14 protein-coding genes are annotated in these 14,734 nt (G+C 68.9%); 9 read left to right on the top strand and 5 right to left on the bottom strand.

The genetic code is table 11. The annotated features are described in order from the left end of the window. Positions 1-149 precede the first annotated feature (149 nt). Both IU476_RS11120 and IU476_RS11115 read left to right on the top strand, forming a co-directional pair. Positions 150-1,487: a helix-turn-helix domain-containing protein gene (locus IU476_RS11120; RefSeq protein ID WP_500048423.1), complete on the top strand. Its 1,338-nt coding sequence runs from the start codon at positions 150-152 to the stop codon at positions 1,485-1,487. Then, positions 1,454-2,047 carry a RibD family protein gene (locus tag IU476_RS11115; protein ID WP_324194008.1) on the top strand — a complete coding sequence of 198 codons (594 nt, stop codon included), beginning with the start codon at positions 1,454-1,456 and terminating at the stop codon, positions 2,045-2,047. Before IU476_RS11120 ends, IU476_RS11115 begins: the two co-directional genes overlap by 34 nt. Positions 2,048-2,184: 137 nt before the next feature. On the opposite strand, the gene IU476_RS11110 is transcribed toward IU476_RS11115, so the two are convergent. The 4 genes from IU476_RS11110 to IU476_RS11095 all read right to left on the bottom strand — a co-directional run bounded on the left by IU476_RS11110 (position 2,185) and on the right by IU476_RS11095 (position 6,722). Continuing rightward, on the bottom strand, positions 2,185-3,342 hold the full coding sequence (locus IU476_RS11110) for an ROK family transcriptional regulator (RefSeq protein ID WP_195099249.1): 1,158 nt from the start codon (positions 3,340-3,342) through the stop codon (positions 2,185-2,187). 87 nt (positions 3,343-3,429) lie between these two features. Further along, positions 3,430-4,836, bottom strand: coding sequence for a sugar ABC transporter permease (locus IU476_RS11105; protein ID WP_195099248.1), 1,407 nt, complete (start codon positions 4,834-4,836; stop codon positions 3,430-3,432). Between the two features lie 15 nt (positions 4,837-4,851). Beyond that, positions 4,852-5,628: an ATP-binding cassette domain-containing protein gene (locus tag IU476_RS11100; RefSeq protein ID WP_195099247.1), complete on the bottom strand. Its 777-nt coding sequence runs from the start codon at positions 5,626-5,628 to the stop codon at positions 4,852-4,854. Then, positions 5,628-6,722 carry a sugar ABC transporter substrate-binding protein gene (locus tag IU476_RS11095; protein WP_324194007.1) on the bottom strand — a complete coding sequence of 365 codons (1,095 nt, stop codon included), beginning with the start codon at positions 6,720-6,722 and terminating at the stop codon, positions 5,628-5,630. Before IU476_RS11095 ends, IU476_RS11100 begins: the two co-directional genes overlap by 1 nt. 294 nt (positions 6,723-7,016) lie before the next feature. Here IU476_RS11095 and IU476_RS11090 point away from each other — a divergent pair, with 294 nt between their 5' ends. Genes IU476_RS11090 through IU476_RS11080 form a run of 3 tightly spaced genes read left to right on the top strand, consistent with a single transcriptional unit; the run spans position 7,017 to position 9,665 of the window. Then, positions 7,017-7,799, top strand: coding sequence for an ABC transporter permease (locus tag IU476_RS11090; protein ID WP_228823473.1), 783 nt, complete (start codon positions 7,017-7,019; stop codon positions 7,797-7,799). Beyond that, a complete protein-coding gene (locus IU476_RS11085; protein ID WP_324194006.1) occupies positions 7,792-8,640 on the top strand; it encodes an ABC transporter permease in 849 nt (282 codons plus the stop codon). Before IU476_RS11090 ends, IU476_RS11085 begins: the two co-directional genes overlap by 8 nt. Next, positions 8,637-9,665 carry an ABC transporter ATP-binding protein gene (locus tag IU476_RS11080; protein ID WP_195099245.1) on the top strand — a complete coding sequence of 343 codons (1,029 nt, stop codon included), beginning with the start codon at positions 8,637-8,639 and terminating at the stop codon, positions 9,663-9,665. The genes IU476_RS11085 and IU476_RS11080 overlap by 4 nt, the downstream gene beginning before the upstream one ends. Here the strand turns inward: IU476_RS11080 and IU476_RS11075 are convergent. Beyond that, entirely contained in the window at positions 9,587-10,276 is a 690-nt protein-coding gene (locus tag IU476_RS11075; protein WP_195099244.1) for a DUF4389 domain-containing protein, read from the bottom strand. The genes IU476_RS11080 and IU476_RS11075 overlap by 79 nt on opposite strands. Before the next feature lie 320 nt (positions 10,277-10,596). Here IU476_RS11075 and IU476_RS11070 point away from each other — a divergent pair, with 320 nt between their 5' ends. The 4 genes from IU476_RS11070 to IU476_RS11055 are packed head-to-tail and all read left to right on the top strand — an operon-like array spanning position 10,597 to position 14,708. Beyond that, positions 10,597-13,266 carry a nitrate- and nitrite sensing domain-containing protein gene (locus tag IU476_RS11070; protein WP_195099846.1) on the top strand — a complete coding sequence of 890 codons (2,670 nt, stop codon included), beginning with the start codon at positions 10,597-10,599 and terminating at the stop codon, positions 13,264-13,266. After that, positions 13,263-13,691: a roadblock/LC7 domain-containing protein gene (locus tag IU476_RS11065; protein ID WP_195099242.1), complete on the top strand. Its 429-nt coding sequence runs from the start codon at positions 13,263-13,265 to the stop codon at positions 13,689-13,691. Before IU476_RS11070 ends, IU476_RS11065 begins: the two co-directional genes overlap by 4 nt. Continuing rightward, a complete protein-coding gene (locus IU476_RS11060) occupies positions 13,688-14,116 on the top strand; it encodes a DUF742 domain-containing protein (RefSeq protein WP_195099239.1) in 429 nt (142 codons plus the stop codon). Before IU476_RS11065 ends, IU476_RS11060 begins: the two co-directional genes overlap by 4 nt. Then, positions 14,097-14,708: a GTP-binding protein gene (locus IU476_RS11055; protein ID WP_438944006.1), complete on the top strand. Its 612-nt coding sequence runs from the start codon at positions 14,097-14,099 to the stop codon at positions 14,706-14,708. The genes IU476_RS11060 and IU476_RS11055 overlap by 20 nt, the downstream gene beginning before the upstream one ends. Positions 14,709-14,734: the final 26 nt, after the last annotated feature.

Here is a 14,734-nt window from a genome sequence, read left to right as displayed (position 1 = left end):
GGCGACTCCCACCGCCGAGCGATCACGCAACACGTGGCGAGAGAGCCACCTCAACCTTTTCGCGATAGGCCTGGTCAGACCAGGTACCGACGAGGGATCGGCGGGGTACCCTCGGTGCACTCGCTACCTGTTGATTGGGGGCTCAACGGATGACTGTGTGCACGAGATGGACCGGCCGCGAAGTAGCCGCCTTGCGAGAGGCGACTCGATTGGGCCAAGACGGATTCGCTGCTTGGGCCGGGGTTTCGGTAGAAGCTGTTAAGAAGTGGGAACGGCGTAAGGAGACCATCCGACTCACGCCGCGCTACGCCCAGCGCATGGACCGGATGCTACGGCAGGCCGAAAATGATGTGGTTCAACGCTTCTGGTCGATCCTCGATAGTCCCGCTACCGTCGATATTGCGGCGCAGGAGACAGGCGTGCTGCGCGACAATGCCGCCGACGGAGACTGCGTGTTGTTGCCGACACGCATGTCAACGGGAGAGGTGATCCTGGTGCCGGTTCCGCGACGCGATTTCGTTCTAGGCATCGGCGCTGGTGTAGCCGGTGCCGCCCTGTCGGCGGGGCCGTTGGCCGCGCTGTTCGCGAATACCGATATCGACCACATTCGACACTTTCTCGACAAGCGGATGTCGATCATCGAATCCGACAACCTGTACAGGTCGAGAGAAACTTTGCCGGAAGTACTCACGGCCATCAAGCGCATGCAAGCTCTACGTGCGGCCAAAGTTGTCGACTCCCAATCCATCCTGCGCCTGCTGGCGATGTACGCGGAAACCGCGGCGTGGCAACTGCAGGATCAGCACATGTTCGACGAGTCGCAGCGGTGGGCGGAGAAGGCTCTGACTTGGTCGCATCAACTCGGCGACAGCCACTATGTCGGGCTCTCCTTGGTGCGGATGAGTCAATTGGCCTGCGACATGCACGATTACGAAGGCGGCCAGGAGTTCGCCGAGGAAGCCAGGCGTTCGGCACCTCCGGATTCATTGTTCGCCGCGGCTGCGGTCACGTTCGGAGCACACGCCCGCGCCTTGGCGGGCGACCCGAACGGCAGTGCACGTGCCTACGACTCGGCGCGCGGGACGGTCGACCGAGCCGAGACCGATCCGGCTTGGGGGTTCTTCCTCGATCAGTCGTATATCGACGCCCACCAGGCGCACAGTTCCGCCGAAACAGGCGACTTCGCCTCCGCCACTCGGCAGTTCGCCGACGCCACCGATCGGATGCAGACGGGATATCCCCGTGACGGAGGGGTCTACCTGGCGCGCGCGGCTGTTGCGCATATGGCTGCCGGTGAGATCGAGCCCGCGGCGCGGCTCGGGGTCGAAGCCTTGCGGATCGGGATCGGCACCGAATCCGGGCGGATCATGGCGAAGGTGGTACAGCTGAGGGAAACGATCGACGTCGCCAGTAGGCAAGCGGGGGTCGGCGAGTTCGTCGACGAGTACGAAGAGTGGAAGGACTCGGGTTGGCCCGACCGTATGTAGTGCTGTCAGTCGCGGTCAGTGTCGACGGCTATATCGACGACACGATTCCTGAGCGCCTGCATCTGTCGAACGCTCGGGATTTCGACCGCGTGGATCAGGTGCGGGCGGAGTCCGATGCGATTCTCATCGGCGCGGAGACGTTGCGGCGCGACAATCCTCGGCTGATCATCAAGAGTGAGGCCCGGCGTGCCGCGCGCATCGCGGCGGGGAAACCGGGGCACCTGCTGAAGGTGGTGGTCACCGCATCCGGTGATCTCGATCCGGCAGCCAAATTCTGGCATCACGGGGTGGAGGAGCAGCGACCGATCGTCTACACCACCGACGGCGGCGCGGAGAAACTTCGGGACCGCCTCGGCGAACTCGCGACCGTGGTGTCTCTCGGAAAGGAAGTCGACTTCGGCGCGCTGCTGGACGATCTCGGAAACCGAGGCATCCGGCAATTGATGATCGAAGGCGGCACCAGCATCCACACCGCCGTACTCTCCGCCGGCCTCGCCGACGAACTCCACGTCGCCGTCGCACCACTCCTGATCGGCGAAACCGACGCCCCCGATTCGTAAACCCGGCCAACTACCCAGGCGGCACCCGCCGCCGCATGCACCTCGTCGACGTCACGCAAATCGACGACATCGCACTACTCAGATACCGCCCGAAGGAACAGTCCCCGATCGAATAGCACCACGCATCGGGCGAATGCTCAGACCCTGGTCAGGACGGAGTCGAAAGCGGCCTCTGCTGCACCCAGGAGTTTCAGGTCTGGGCCGAGGGTGGATTTTTCTATGCGGACGCCGCCCTGGGCGCGGCTGACCATGCTGCGGGCGCGGACTTCGGCGCGGGCTCGGTCGACTACGGGGGTGGGGAGGGCGGTGAAGAGGTCGCCGAGGACGACGAGTTCGGGGCCGAAGACGTTGACTACGTTGACCAAGCCGAGGATGAGCCAGTCGACGTAGTCGCCGAGGCGGGCTACCGGGTCGGGATCACGTTGCAGCTCATGGAGTTCCGCGACGATCGCGCCGCGGGGGCGGCCCTCGCCGAGGCCGAGGGCGCGGCGGAGGGCGGCCTCGCCGACCTCGGTCTCCCAGCAGCCGACGTTGCCGCAGTGGCAGCGGCGGCCGCCGGGACGCACTGTCATGTGGCCGATTTCGCCGAGGTAGCCGGCCGAGCCGCGCAGCAGGGCGCCCTGGGCGATGATGCCGCCGCCGACACCGACGTCGGCGGAGACGAACACGGCGTCGGAGGCGCCGCGCCCCACGCCGCGCACGAATTCGGCCAGGGCGCCGAGTTCGGCGTCGTTGCCCACCACCACGGGGACGCCGAGGGCGGTGCCCATCCGTTCCCCGAGCGGCACGTCCAGCCAGCCGAGATTGGCCGCGCCGTGCACCATTCCGTCGGACCGCCGCACGATGCCCGGCACCGACACGCCCGCCGCCACCGGCCGGAGACCCAGGTCCTGCGCCAGCAGGGCGGCCGACTCCGCGACGTGGCACACCACTTCCTCCGGTTCGCGCTGCCGCCCGCGCAGATTCCAGCTGTTGCGCCCCAGAATCTCACCGCCGAGCCCGACCAACGCGATTCCCGCATGCTCGACCTGCACGTCGACGGCCAGCACCACCACCGCCTGCGCCTGCGGCAGCACCAGCAGCGACGGCCGCCCCGCCCCCTGCGCCAGCCGCGGCACCCGCTCCTCCACCACGCCGTCCCCGGCCAGCCCGTCCACCAGCATCTTGATGGTGGACCGGTTGAGCCCCAGTTCGGTGGACAGCGCGGCGCGCGTGGTCGGGCCGCCCTTGTGCAGCAACCGCAACAGGGCGGCCCGGTTGTAGCGGCGCACCTCGTCCGGCCGGGCGACGGTCATGGAGTCATCAATAGCATTGCCGCCTCCAACCGCCACCACCGGGACGAGCGGGTGAAACCCTCGCCACCACCGAGACTCGCCACGCGCTCATCGCCCGCTCGCGGCGGCCCGACGTCGCGACACGGCATCGACGGTGGCCGCCAGCAGCAGCACGAGCCCCGTCACGATCGACACCACCGCCGCGGGCTGCCGCAGCAACCCGAGCCCGTTCGAAACCACCGCCAGTACCGCACCGCCGATCACCGCGTCCGCGACCCGCCCCTTGCCGCCGAACAGCGAGGTCCCGCCGATCACCGCCGCGCCCACCGCGAACAGCAGCGTGTTCAACCCGCCGGCCTGCGGATCCACCGAACCCACCTTCGACGAGTACACGATCGCGCCCACTGCCGCGCAGGCCGAGCAGATCACGAAAACACTTGCCCGCAACCGGATCACATTGATCCCGGCGCGTCGTGCTGCTTCGCGGTTGCCGCCGGTGGCGTACAGGTGCCGCCCGTAGACGGTGCGGTTGAGCACGAAGGTCCCGATCACCAAGAGCACCAGCACGATCGGCACCACATACGGCACACCGGAGATCTCGATCAGCGGACTCGGCGACCGATTCACCGTCAGCAGCGCCGTGGCCACCGCGGCCAATACCGCGAGCACCCCGACCTTGACCACCACCAGCGGCGTCGGCCGCGTCACCAAACCCTTTGCCCGCCTGCGGAAGTGCCCGATCAGCGTGACCGCCGCATACCCACCGGCGGCCACGACGAACAGCACCCAGCTCCCGACCACCGACAGATTCCCGTTCGCCACCTGATCCAGTACGTGCGAGGAACTGATCCCCAGCACCCCGCCCTCGCCGATCAGTTGCAGGATCGCGCCCTGCCAGGCCAGGAACAGCGCCAGCGTCACCACGAACGACGGCATGCCGATCCGCGCGATCAGGAACCCGGTGATCGACCCGATTGCCGCGCCGACACACACCGCCAGCAGCATCTCGATCCACGGGTTGCCCGGAAATCCCACCAGCGTGATCACCACGCCGAGCAGCGACAGCACCACCCCGGGCCACACCCGCAGCAGCGCGGCGAGCACGGCGGCCAGCACCAGCAGCCCGTTGAACACGACGAACACCGTGTTCCCCATGCCCGACAACAGATTCCCGTCCTCGACGTAGTGCATCGCCAGCACCGCGCCCGCCACCCCGGACGCGGTCCCCGCCGACAGATCGATCTCGCCGAGCAGCAGCACGTACACGATGCCCATCGCGATGATGGTCTGCCCGGCCCCCTGCGCGAGCAGATTGGCGATGTTGTTGAGCGAGAGGAACACGTCCGACAGCGACGCGAACAACACCACCAGCACCACCAGGCCCAGCAGCGCGGGCAGCGACCCCGTCTCGCCGCCCCGCACCCGGGCGAGGTAGTCGCGCACCGCCTCCGCCGTGGACACGGTGGTCGTATCGATCCCGAAATCCGACACCGCGGCGTCCGAAACTTGCGTCATCACATCGTCTTCCTGCTACAGCACCGCGGATTCGGGCCGGGCCAACCCCAATTCGCCCGAGCGGCCCGCGGTGATCAGTTCCACCACCTGGTTCTGGGTGACCTCCGCGGCCCGCACCTGCGCCGCGGTCCGCCCCAGGTACAGCACCGCGATCCGGTCGGCCACCTCGAACACGTCGGCGAGGTTGTGGCTGATCAGCACCACCCCCAGGCCCTGTTCGGCGAGGCGGCGCACCAGATCCAGCACCTGCCGGGTCTGCGCCACCCCCAGCGCGGCGGTCGGCTCGTCGAGCAGCACCAGATTGCTGTTCCACAGCACCGATTTCGCGATGGCCACCGTCTGGCGCTGCCCGCCCGACAGCGCCGACACCGGCGTGCGCACCGACTTCACGGTGCGCACCGACAGCGACGCGAGCGTGCGCCGCGCCGCCTCCTCCATGCTCGCCTCGTCCAGCAGCCACGGTTTGCCGCGCTCGCGGCCGAGGAACATGTTCTGCACGATGTCGAGGTTGTCGGCCAGCGCCAGATCCTGGTACACCACTTCGATTCCCAGCGCGGCGGCGTCCTTGGGCCCGCGCAGGTGCGCCCGCTCGCCGCGGAACCGGATCTCCCCGGAGTCCGCGGCGTGGATGCCGGCGATGCACTTCACCAGCGTCGACTTGCCCGCGCCGTTGTCCCCGACCAGCGCGGTGACCTCACCGGCGGGCGCGGTCAGCTCGACGTCGTGCAGCACGTGCACGGGACCGAAACTCTTGTTCAGCCCCGTGATTCGCAGCAGCGGCTCGGCGGCCATCAGGCGATGCCCAGCTGCGCGCAGATCGGCGCCACGTCGCCGGTGCACAGCTCGCTCGCCTTGACGTAACCCAGCTGGGTGACCTGCTTCACCTCGGTGCGGGTGATCGAATGCGGGTCCAGCAGCACCGATTTCACCTCGCGCTTGCCCTTCGGATCCTGACTCACCGCAGTGGCCAGGGAATCCGCGGCGGCCCGATCGTTGCGGGCCAGCGCCACAGCCAGTTTCGCGGCCGACTCCGCCTCGTCCTGGATCGGCTTGAACACCGTCATGTACTGGTCGCCGCGCAGCACCGCCTTCAAGCCCTCGGCGGTGGCGTCCTGACCGGTCACCGGCACCTTTCCGGCGAGCCCGTTCTTCTTGAGCACCGTGATGATCGCCCCGGCCAGGCCGTCGTTGGCCGCGACCACGCCGTCGACCTTGCCACCGTTTCCGGTCAGCAACTGCTCGAAGGTCTGGCCGCCGGCCTGGTTGTCCCAGCCGTCGATGGGCTGGCTGTGCACCAGTTTCAGTGCGCCGGAATCGTAGAGCGGCTGCAACGCCTTGCGCTGGCCCTGCGCGAACAGGGTGGCGTTGTTGTCGGTGGGCGCGCCCTCGATCTCGATCACCTGGCCGCCCGGCTTGTCCTTCAGCGCGTCCGCCAGCCCCTGGCCCTGTAACTGGCCGACCCGCACGTTGTCGAAAGACACGTAGTAGTCCGAGGATCCGCCGAGATTGAGCCGGTCGTAGTCGATGGTGGGGATGCCCGCCCGTTTCGCCTTGTTGGCCACGGCGGTGCCGACCTCGCTGTTGATCGAGGCGATCAGCAGCACCTTGACGCCCTTCGCGATCATGCCGTCGGCGAGAGTGGAGAACTTCTGCACGTCGCCCTGGGCGTTCTGGATGTCGGCGTCGAATCCCTGCGCGTTCAACGCCTTCTGGAGCATCGGCCGGTCGAATCCCTCCCAGCGGGCCGAGGTCGCCGTCTCCGGCAGGATGACGCCGACGGTCCCGTTGCCGCCGCCCCCGCCGACGGTCGCGGTGGTGCCGGCGTCGCGCGTGGTGTTCGAACCGCACGCCGCGAGCGTCAGCAGGCCCGTGAGCGCAACCGCCACGGCCCCAAGTGTTTTCGTCCTCATCAGGTGACCCTCTCGAACTGGCGGCCGCCCGCGCGCCCCGGCTCCGGTAGTCCCGGGCGCCGGCGGCCATATGTTGTAGGCAACAACATATGGCATACATTGTGCGACGCAAGTCACAATCGCGCAACGGCGGATATCACCGGCCGCGGACAGCGGCTCAGCAACCGCCCGGTATCAGTTTCGGAACATCCCCGATTCACCAATCATGTTGTGAACGCAACACGATCGCCGTAGCGTGAATTGGTTGTGCGCACTGATCCAGGTGTCTATTTGCGACTGGCAGAGGCAGGATTCCGCAGGCAGTGGCACTACCGGCTGGCAATGTTCGCGGGCATGTTCACCAATGTGGTGTTCGGGCTGGTGCGCGCCTCGGTAATGCTCGCCGCCGTGCGGGCAACCGCCGAATTCGGCGGCTACACACCGGATTCGATCAGCGCCTACGTCTGGCTGTCCCAGGGGTTGCTCGGCGCGCTGGGGGTGATGGGCCCACCGCTGGACATCGTCGACCGGATCAAGAACGGCGACGTGGCCATCGACTTCCTGCGCCCGATCGACATCCAGTTCTCCTATCTGGCCGGCGACCTCGGCCGGGCGGGCTGCACGCTGCTGCTGCGCGGGCTGCCCAGCGTCGTCGCGGGGACGCTCGCCTTCGAACTCGGATTGCCGCGCACCGGTGCGCCGTACCTGCTGGGCATCGTGAGTGTCGCACTGGCGGTGTCGATTTCGTTCCTGCTGCTGTTCGCGGTGAGCCTGGTCGGCTTCTGGCTGGTGGAGACGCGCGGCATCCGGCTGCTGTATCAGATCGTCGCGACCTTCCTGGCCGGGTTGTTCGTGCCGGTACACCTGTTTCCCGGTTGGCTGTACACGATCGCCACGCTCACCCCGTTCCCCTCGCTGCTGCAAGGTCCGATCGACGTGCTCTCGGGCCGCGCCACCGGCCACGCGGCCCTGCAGATCCTCGGCATCCAGGTGCTGTGGGTGATCGTCGGGGTCACGCTGGGCCGGCTGCTGTTGCGCGCGGGCCGGCACAAGCTGGAGGTGCAGGGTGGTTGACCCGATCGAGCGAATGAACCCCGAACCCGCTGTGACGCACGGCGACTGGTTCCGGCCCTACGTCGCGGTGCTGCGCTCGCGGATGCGCTCGCAGCGCGCCTACCCGCTGTCGTTCAGCGCGGACCTGCTGTCGTCGCTGCTGATCGGCATGGTGGAGTTCGCCGAGGTGTGGGTGATCTACCACAACGTGCGCGTCCTCGGCGGCCTGGACATGAACGCGATGCTGCTGCTGTTCGGCCTGTCCAACCTCTGCTTCGCCGTCGCCCAGATCGCCGTGGGACACACCGACACCCTGCCCACCTACATCCGCATGGGCACCCTCGACGCCTTCCACCTGCGCCCGCAACCGCTGCTGCTGCAACTGATCACCAGCGACATCTCGCTGCGCCGGCTGGCCCGCGCGACGGTGGCCGGCGCCGTGCTCGTCACCGGTCTGATCGTCAACGACATCGCTTGGAACGCAATAACTTTCACCCTGCTGACCCTCTCCCTGCTGGCCGGGGTGGCCATCTTCGCCGGGCTGTTCGTCTGCGCGGCCGGGCTGCAGTTCTTCCTCATCGACGGTTCGGAGCTGACCAACAGCTTCACCTACGGCGGCTCGTTCGCCTCCCAGCAACCGGCGTCGGTGTTCTCCCGCCCGCTGACGCTGATCTTCGGCTTCGCGGTGCCGGTCGCCTTCGTCGCCTACCTGCCCACGATCGCGCTGCTGGGCCGGCCGGGACCGGCGTGGCTGCCGTCGGCGCTGGCATGGGCGGCTCCGCTCGCGGCACTGTGGATCTGGGTTCTCGCACTGGCGTGCTGGCGATTGGGTGTACGGCACTATCAGGGAGGCGGTGGATGAACGCGATCGAGATTACGGACCTGACCCGGCAATTCGTACTGCGGCGCAAGGAAGAGGGGCACTGGCGCCGCCGCCGCGACGTACTCACCGCGGTCGACCGGATGAGTTTCACCGTCGAAGCCGGCACGGCCGTCGGCTATATCGGGGCGAACGGCGCCGGGAAGTCCACCACGATCAAGATGCTCACCGGCATCCTGGTGCCGACCGCCGGCACGGTGCGCACCTGCGGCCTGGAACCGGTGCGGCAGCGCCGCGAACTGGCCGGGCGCATCGGGGTGGTGTTCGGGCAGCGCTCGCAGCTGTGGTGGGATCTGCCGCTGCGCGAGTCGTTCACGATCCTGGCCGCCATCCACCGGCTGGAACCCGACGCCGCCCGCAAGCGCACCCACGAACTGGTCGAGCAGCTGGAGATGGCCGACACCCTCGACATCCCGGTCCGCCAGCTGTCGCTGGGCCAGCGGATGCGCGCGGAAATCGCTGCCGCCCTGCTGCATTCGCCGGAGCTGCTGATTCTCGACGAGCCCACCATCGGACTCGACGTGCTGTCCAAACAGCGGCTGCGCGAGTTCCTGTCCTACGAACGGATCCAGCGCGGCACCACACTGCTGCTCACCACCCACGACATGGGCGACATCGAGCGGCTGTGCGAGCGGGTGCTGGTGGTCGACCACGGCCGGCTGGCCTACGACGGCTCGCTGACCGGCCTGGCCGCCACGGTGGGGGTGCGGCGCGTCCTCGTGGTCGACCTCGCCGCACCCGCCACCGACCTGATCGGGCTGCCGGGCGCTCAGCTGGTCTCCAGCGAGGGCGGCGGCATCCGGCAGCGACTGGCATTCGATCCCGAAACCACCACGGCCGCACAGCTTCTCACTGCGGTGTCGCTGCATGCCGAGGTCCGCGACCTGTCCATCGAGGAGCCCGACATCGAGGACGTGGTGCGCCGCATCTACGACGCGGATTCGGGTTCGCGCGGGCCCTGGTCCAACCGGAAGGGCGGGTACTCGTCACGCATCAGCGACGTGTAGGCCCGGACCCGGATGGTCCACCGGTTCACACCCATCACGAACGCGTAGAGCCCGCCCGGGTAGCGGCCGGTGAACAGCAGGCCGATCACGGCGATGAGGATCAGGATGCCCAGCAGCGGCGGGACGAACATGCCGCCCCCGCCGTCGTCGTCACCGCCCCAGTACTGCCCGCCGCCGGTGAAAGCCCACACGACGAGATACTGCGGAATCGCCAGCAGCCACCATTTGATCAGCACCAGCCCGCGCGACAGCCGCTCCGGATAGTCGACCTCGAGATCGGCCGGATAGTTCTCGTCCGGGCGCAGGCTGAACGGCGGATAGCGGTCGGTGCCCAGCGCCGAGAACGCATAGAAGCGGACCCGCCACGACCACCGCATGACCCCGACGTTGAAATCGAAAAGCCCACGGGGATAACGGGTTGTGAACAAAATGGCGAAGAATGCGATCACCGTGACGACGGCATACGCGATGCTGAGGAAGAACAGCACGACGTAGTGTGGAATCGCCAGAATCCATTTGACGATCCACTGCCAGCGTGACAGGGCCGGGTCGAGGTCACCCCGGACTCTGATCGGGCTGGTCGGACTCGCAACGGTCGGCTCCGGTTGCATGATCACGCTCCTTTCGGGCGCTCGGCCCGCGGCGGGCCGGGTTGTGTCGTCAATTGTTTCCCATGCATCCGGAAATCAACGGGACTTTCCACACTGGACGTGTCATCGACGACGGCACATCCGGCGTGTCGCATTCGAGCCATTGCCGCGGCGTGGCGCTCCAGCAGTTGCGTGCGGCCGCCGCGTGTGAAACGTTGCTTGTGATTCTCCGCAACGCCCGGACGAGATCGGCGTCGCGCGAAAAGCTAGGAGTACAAGTGCAATTCCGCCGGGCTCGAGTGTTGCCGCCGGGTAGCAAAAAGCTCACACCGGTGGCGCGGATGATTCGCCCCCGCACCATTCGCGGCCAATTGACCCGGGTCCTGGTGGTGTCGGTCGCGCTGGCGCTGGTGCTGCTCGGTGTGATCGTCGCGCGCGAGGTGCGGTCCTACCGCGATACCGACACCACCGTCCGCGCCGTCTCCCTGGCACTGTCGGTGCAGGACACGGTGCACGAGTTGCAGCGGGAGCGCGGCCTGAGCAACGGTCTGCTGGGCGGCGACCCGACGCTGCGCCCGACCGTCGACGACCAGCGCGCGGCCACCGACCGGGCGCTGCTGGCACTGCACACCACCCTGCTCGCCGACGCGCCCGGCGCGGCCCAGGCGCGCGAGGCGCTCGGGCAGCTCGACGCCCTCGGCGACACCCGCGCGCGGATCGACGCGGGCGGGCTCGAACGCGCCGCGGCGTTCCGGTTCTACACCGGCGCGATCGGCGCCCTCGGCCGGACCAGGTCCGCGCTCGACCACGCCCGCGACGACCAGGTGTGGCGCGGCCTGCAAGGCCTCTACACACTCGGCGACGCCAAGGAGTACACCGGCCAGGAGCGCGGCTTCCTCAACGGCGTGTTCACCGCGGGCGGCTTCGGCCCGGGCGAGTACGTGGAATTCCTGAACATCCGCGCGGCCCGCACCGCCGCCGAGGCGGCCTTCCGGCAGGACGCGAGCGCCGACCGGCGCGCCGGATTCGACGCGGCGCTGCGCTCCGAGGACGCCGTGCGGGCCGCCGACCTCGAAGCGGTGGCGCTGGCCTCCGACCGCGGGCCGCTGGTCCGGCCCGTCGCGGCCGCCGACTGGTGGGCGCGGATGACCGCGGTGATCGACGCGCAGCGCGGCGTGCAGGGCGCGATCGGCGCCGACATCGAAGCCCGCGCCGACCGGCTGCGCGCCGACGCCGCGACCACGCTGGGCGTCTACACGGGCGCGGCCGTGCTGGCGCTGCTGGCCCTGGTGCTCCTGGTGGTCGCCAGCGCCCGCGCCATCGTGCGCCCACTGGCCGCGCTGGCGGGCGAGGCACACGACGTCGCCTCGCACCGGCTGCCCGAACTCGTCGAGGCCTGGCACACGACCGACGGCGCGGAACCCGCTCCGCCCCGGCCGGTCCGGACGACCCCCGGCGCGAGCACCGAGATCGTCTCCGTGGCCGAGGCATTCGACCGGGTGCAGGTCACCGCCTACGAACTCGCCTCGGAACAGGCGCTGCTGCAACGCAACACCACCGAGTCGCTGGCGAACCTGGGCCGGCGCAACCAGAACCTGGTCCGCCGGCAGCTGGCGCTGATCAGCGAGTTCGAGCGCGAGGAGCTCGATCCGAAGATGCTGGCCAACATGTTCGAGCTCGACCACCTTGCCACCCGCATGCGCCGCAACGCCGAGAGCCTGCTGGTGCTGGTCGGCGAGGCCAGCCCGCGGCGCTGGGCCGAGCCGATCCCGCTGACCGACGTCATCCGCGCGGCGCTGTCGGAGGTCGACGACTACCGGCGGGTGGCGCTGCGCCGCGTCGACGACGTGCCGATCACCGGCGCGGTGGTCAGCGAATTGGCGCACATGGTCGCCGAACTCATCGAGAACGGCCTGGCCTTCTCGCCGCCCGACCTCGAGGTCGAGATCTACGGCCGCCGCCTCGGCCGCCAGTACCTGCTGGCGATCGTCGACCACGGCGTCGGCATGCCCGCCGAGCAACTGGCCGAGGCCAACGCCCGCCTGCGCGGCGAGGCGGAGTTCCTGGTCGCACCGACCCGCTTCCTCGGCCACTACGTGGTCGGCCGCCTGGCCCGCCGCCTCGGCATCGACGTCGAACTCACCGTCTCCCCCGTCAGCGGCGTCGTCGCCCGCCTCATGCTCCCCGCCTCCCTGCTGGCCGAAACCCCCGCCGCCCAACCCGATCCGGTGGGTTCGGGCAACAGCTCACGCAACGACGACTCACTCTCCGGAAACGGCCTCGCACCGAGCGCACCCGCGCTGTCCGGCAACGGCATCCCGGCGAATAGCGACTCGCTGTCCGAGAACGGTGCTCCGCAACCCGGCACCTCGCCGTTCGGTAGTGTCGTTCCGGCGGTCCTGACGTCGCCGGCGGCCGTCTCCACCGGCGCGCGGCACGAACCCGATTCGTCGGCTGGGCATACCGTTTCGGCCGATGCGCACCTTACGGAGCCGGAGGAAGTCCGGGGCCGCCACGCCTGGGCGCGGTCGCCGGGCGACACCTCGCAGTGGGCCACCGGAAACACCGCCGACGGCCCGGCATGGCAGTTCGATTCGACTGCGACACAAGACAATTCATCCGGAAGGCACAGTATCCCCGCCGACACGCCCCAGGTTTCGGGGCCGCGTCCCGACCCGTTCCCCACCCTGCCGCCCGGGCCGATGAAGGACTCGCTGTACGCCGCGGCGGCCGAGCGGGGACGGCTCACGGTAGCCACGCCCGACGCCGACACTCCACCCGTAGCCGAAGTTCAACGTACGCGAAACGGTCTCGTCAAGCGCGCCCGCAAGACTCGCGAGGCCGGGACCCGCCCCGCGACCACACCCCGGCACCCGGCGGCACCCGCCGCCGACCGCTCCCCCGACCAGGTCCGCAGCATGCTCTCCGGTTTCCGCACCGGCCACGAGCGCGGCGCGACGGCGGAGCGGCCCCGGATCGCGGTACCGACCACCGAGGAGGACCACCGGTGACCACCCACCTGCCCGACACCGACCCGCACGCCTTCAACTGGCTGCTCACCGATTTCGTCCGCGGCACCGACGGCGTGCGCGACGCGGTCGCGGTGTCCTCGGACGGCCTGCTGATGGCCATGTCGGAGGGCCTGGACCGGACCGGCGCCGACCGGCTGGCCGCCATGGTCTCCGGCCTGGTCAGCCTGTCGCGCAGCGCTTCTCGCAGCTACGATTTCGACGGCCTGAAGCTGATCATGATCGAGATGCGGCGCGGCTTCCTGCTGGTCTCGGCGATCGCCGACGGCAGCTGTGTCGGCGTGATCGCCGGCAGCGACGCCGATGTCGGCCTGGTCGGCTATCAGATGGCCGTGCTGGCCGACCGCGCCGGCGCCCTGCTCACCCCGGCCCTGATCACCGAACTGCGGGAATCGCTGCGCAGATGACCGAGCCACACCGGCTGCCCGACCGCCGGATGATCGCGCTGAATCCGCCTGCGGCGTGGTCGGATTCCGCCGCCGCGGCACCGCCGTCGGCCGCGCGCGACGCCGACGAACCGGTCGTGCGGCCGTTCCTGATGACCGGCGGCCGCACCACGCCGCTGATCGACGGCCTGCGCCTGGAAACCCTGGTGCACGCCCCGCCCGCCGCGCTGTCCGCGCCGCTGCGGTTCGAGCAGTCGACCGTGGTGCGACTGTGCCAGCGACCTCATTCGGTCGCCGAAATCGCTGCGGCGCTGCGGGTTCCGGTCGGTGTCGCCCGGGTCGTGGTCAGCGATCTGGTCGCCGCCGGGCACGTGTCGACGCACACCGCCGACGAATTGTCCACCGCCGCCATCGAGAGGATCAGGGATCTTGTTCGGGCACTCTGACATCGGACGTTCCGCCCCCGCGCCGGAACCGTCGCCCTCCTCGGTGAAGATCGTGGTCAGCGGCGGCTTCGGGGTCGGCAAAACCACGTTCATCGGCGCGATCTCGGAGATCGAGCCGCTGTCCACCGAGGCGGCGATGACCGAAGTGTCGGTCGGCGTCGACGATCCGGGCAGGCGCACGGACAAGACAACCACCACCGTCGCAATGGATTTCGGCCGCATCACCCTCGATCGCACGCTGGTGCTGTACCTGTTCGGCACGCCGGGACAGGAGCGTTTCGAATTCCTCTGGGACGACCTGCTCGACGGCGCGCTCGGCGGGGTGATCCTGGTCGACACCGGGCGCGTCGAGGACTGCTATCCGGTGCTGGACTACTTCGAACAGCGCGACACCGCATTCGTGGTGGCGGTCAACCATTTCGACGGTGCCCCGCGCTTCGACCTCGACGAAGTGCGCGAGGCGCTGGACCTCGACGAGTCGATCCACCTGGTGGAATGCGATGCCCGCGACCGCGAGTCGGTCAAGCGGGTGCTGGTGGAACTGCTGGAACAGGTACTGCTGCACCGGTTGTCGCACGCGGTCGCCGGCTGACACGACGCCGCCCCGGCCGCGTCGGG

The organism is Nocardia blacklockiae, from assembly GCF_015477355.1.
Taxonomy (GTDB): Bacteria; Actinomycetota; Actinomycetes; order Mycobacteriales; family Mycobacteriaceae; genus Nocardia; species Nocardia blacklockiae.
This window is presented reverse-complemented; position numbering and strand designations above follow the sequence as displayed.

Coding starts and splice junctions, on each gene's coding strand:
- IU476_RS11120 (WP_500048423.1), top strand. CDS start 150: ATGACTGTGTGCACGAGATGGACCGGCCGCGAAGTAGCCGCCTTGCGA.
- IU476_RS11110 (WP_195099249.1), bottom strand. CDS start 3,342: ATGACCGTCGCCCGGCCGGACGAGGTGCGCCGCTACAACCGGGCCGCC.
- IU476_RS11105 (WP_195099248.1), bottom strand. CDS start 4,836: ATGACGCAAGTTTCGGACGCCGCGGTGTCGGATTTCGGGATCGATACG.
- IU476_RS11100 (WP_195099247.1), bottom strand. CDS start 5,628: ATGGCCGCCGAGCCGCTGCTGCGAATCACGGGGCTGAACAAGAGTTTC.
- IU476_RS11080 (WP_195099245.1), top strand. CDS start 8,637: ATGAACGCGATCGAGATTACGGACCTGACCCGGCAATTCGTACTGCGG.
- IU476_RS11075 (WP_195099244.1), bottom strand. CDS start 10,276: ATGCAACCGGAGCCGACCGTTGCGAGTCCGACCAGCCCGATCAGAGTC.
- IU476_RS11070 (WP_195099846.1), top strand. CDS start 10,597: ATGATTCGCCCCCGCACCATTCGCGGCCAATTGACCCGGGTCCTGGTG.
- IU476_RS11060 (WP_195099239.1), top strand. CDS start 13,688: ATGACCGAGCCACACCGGCTGCCCGACCGCCGGATGATCGCGCTGAAT.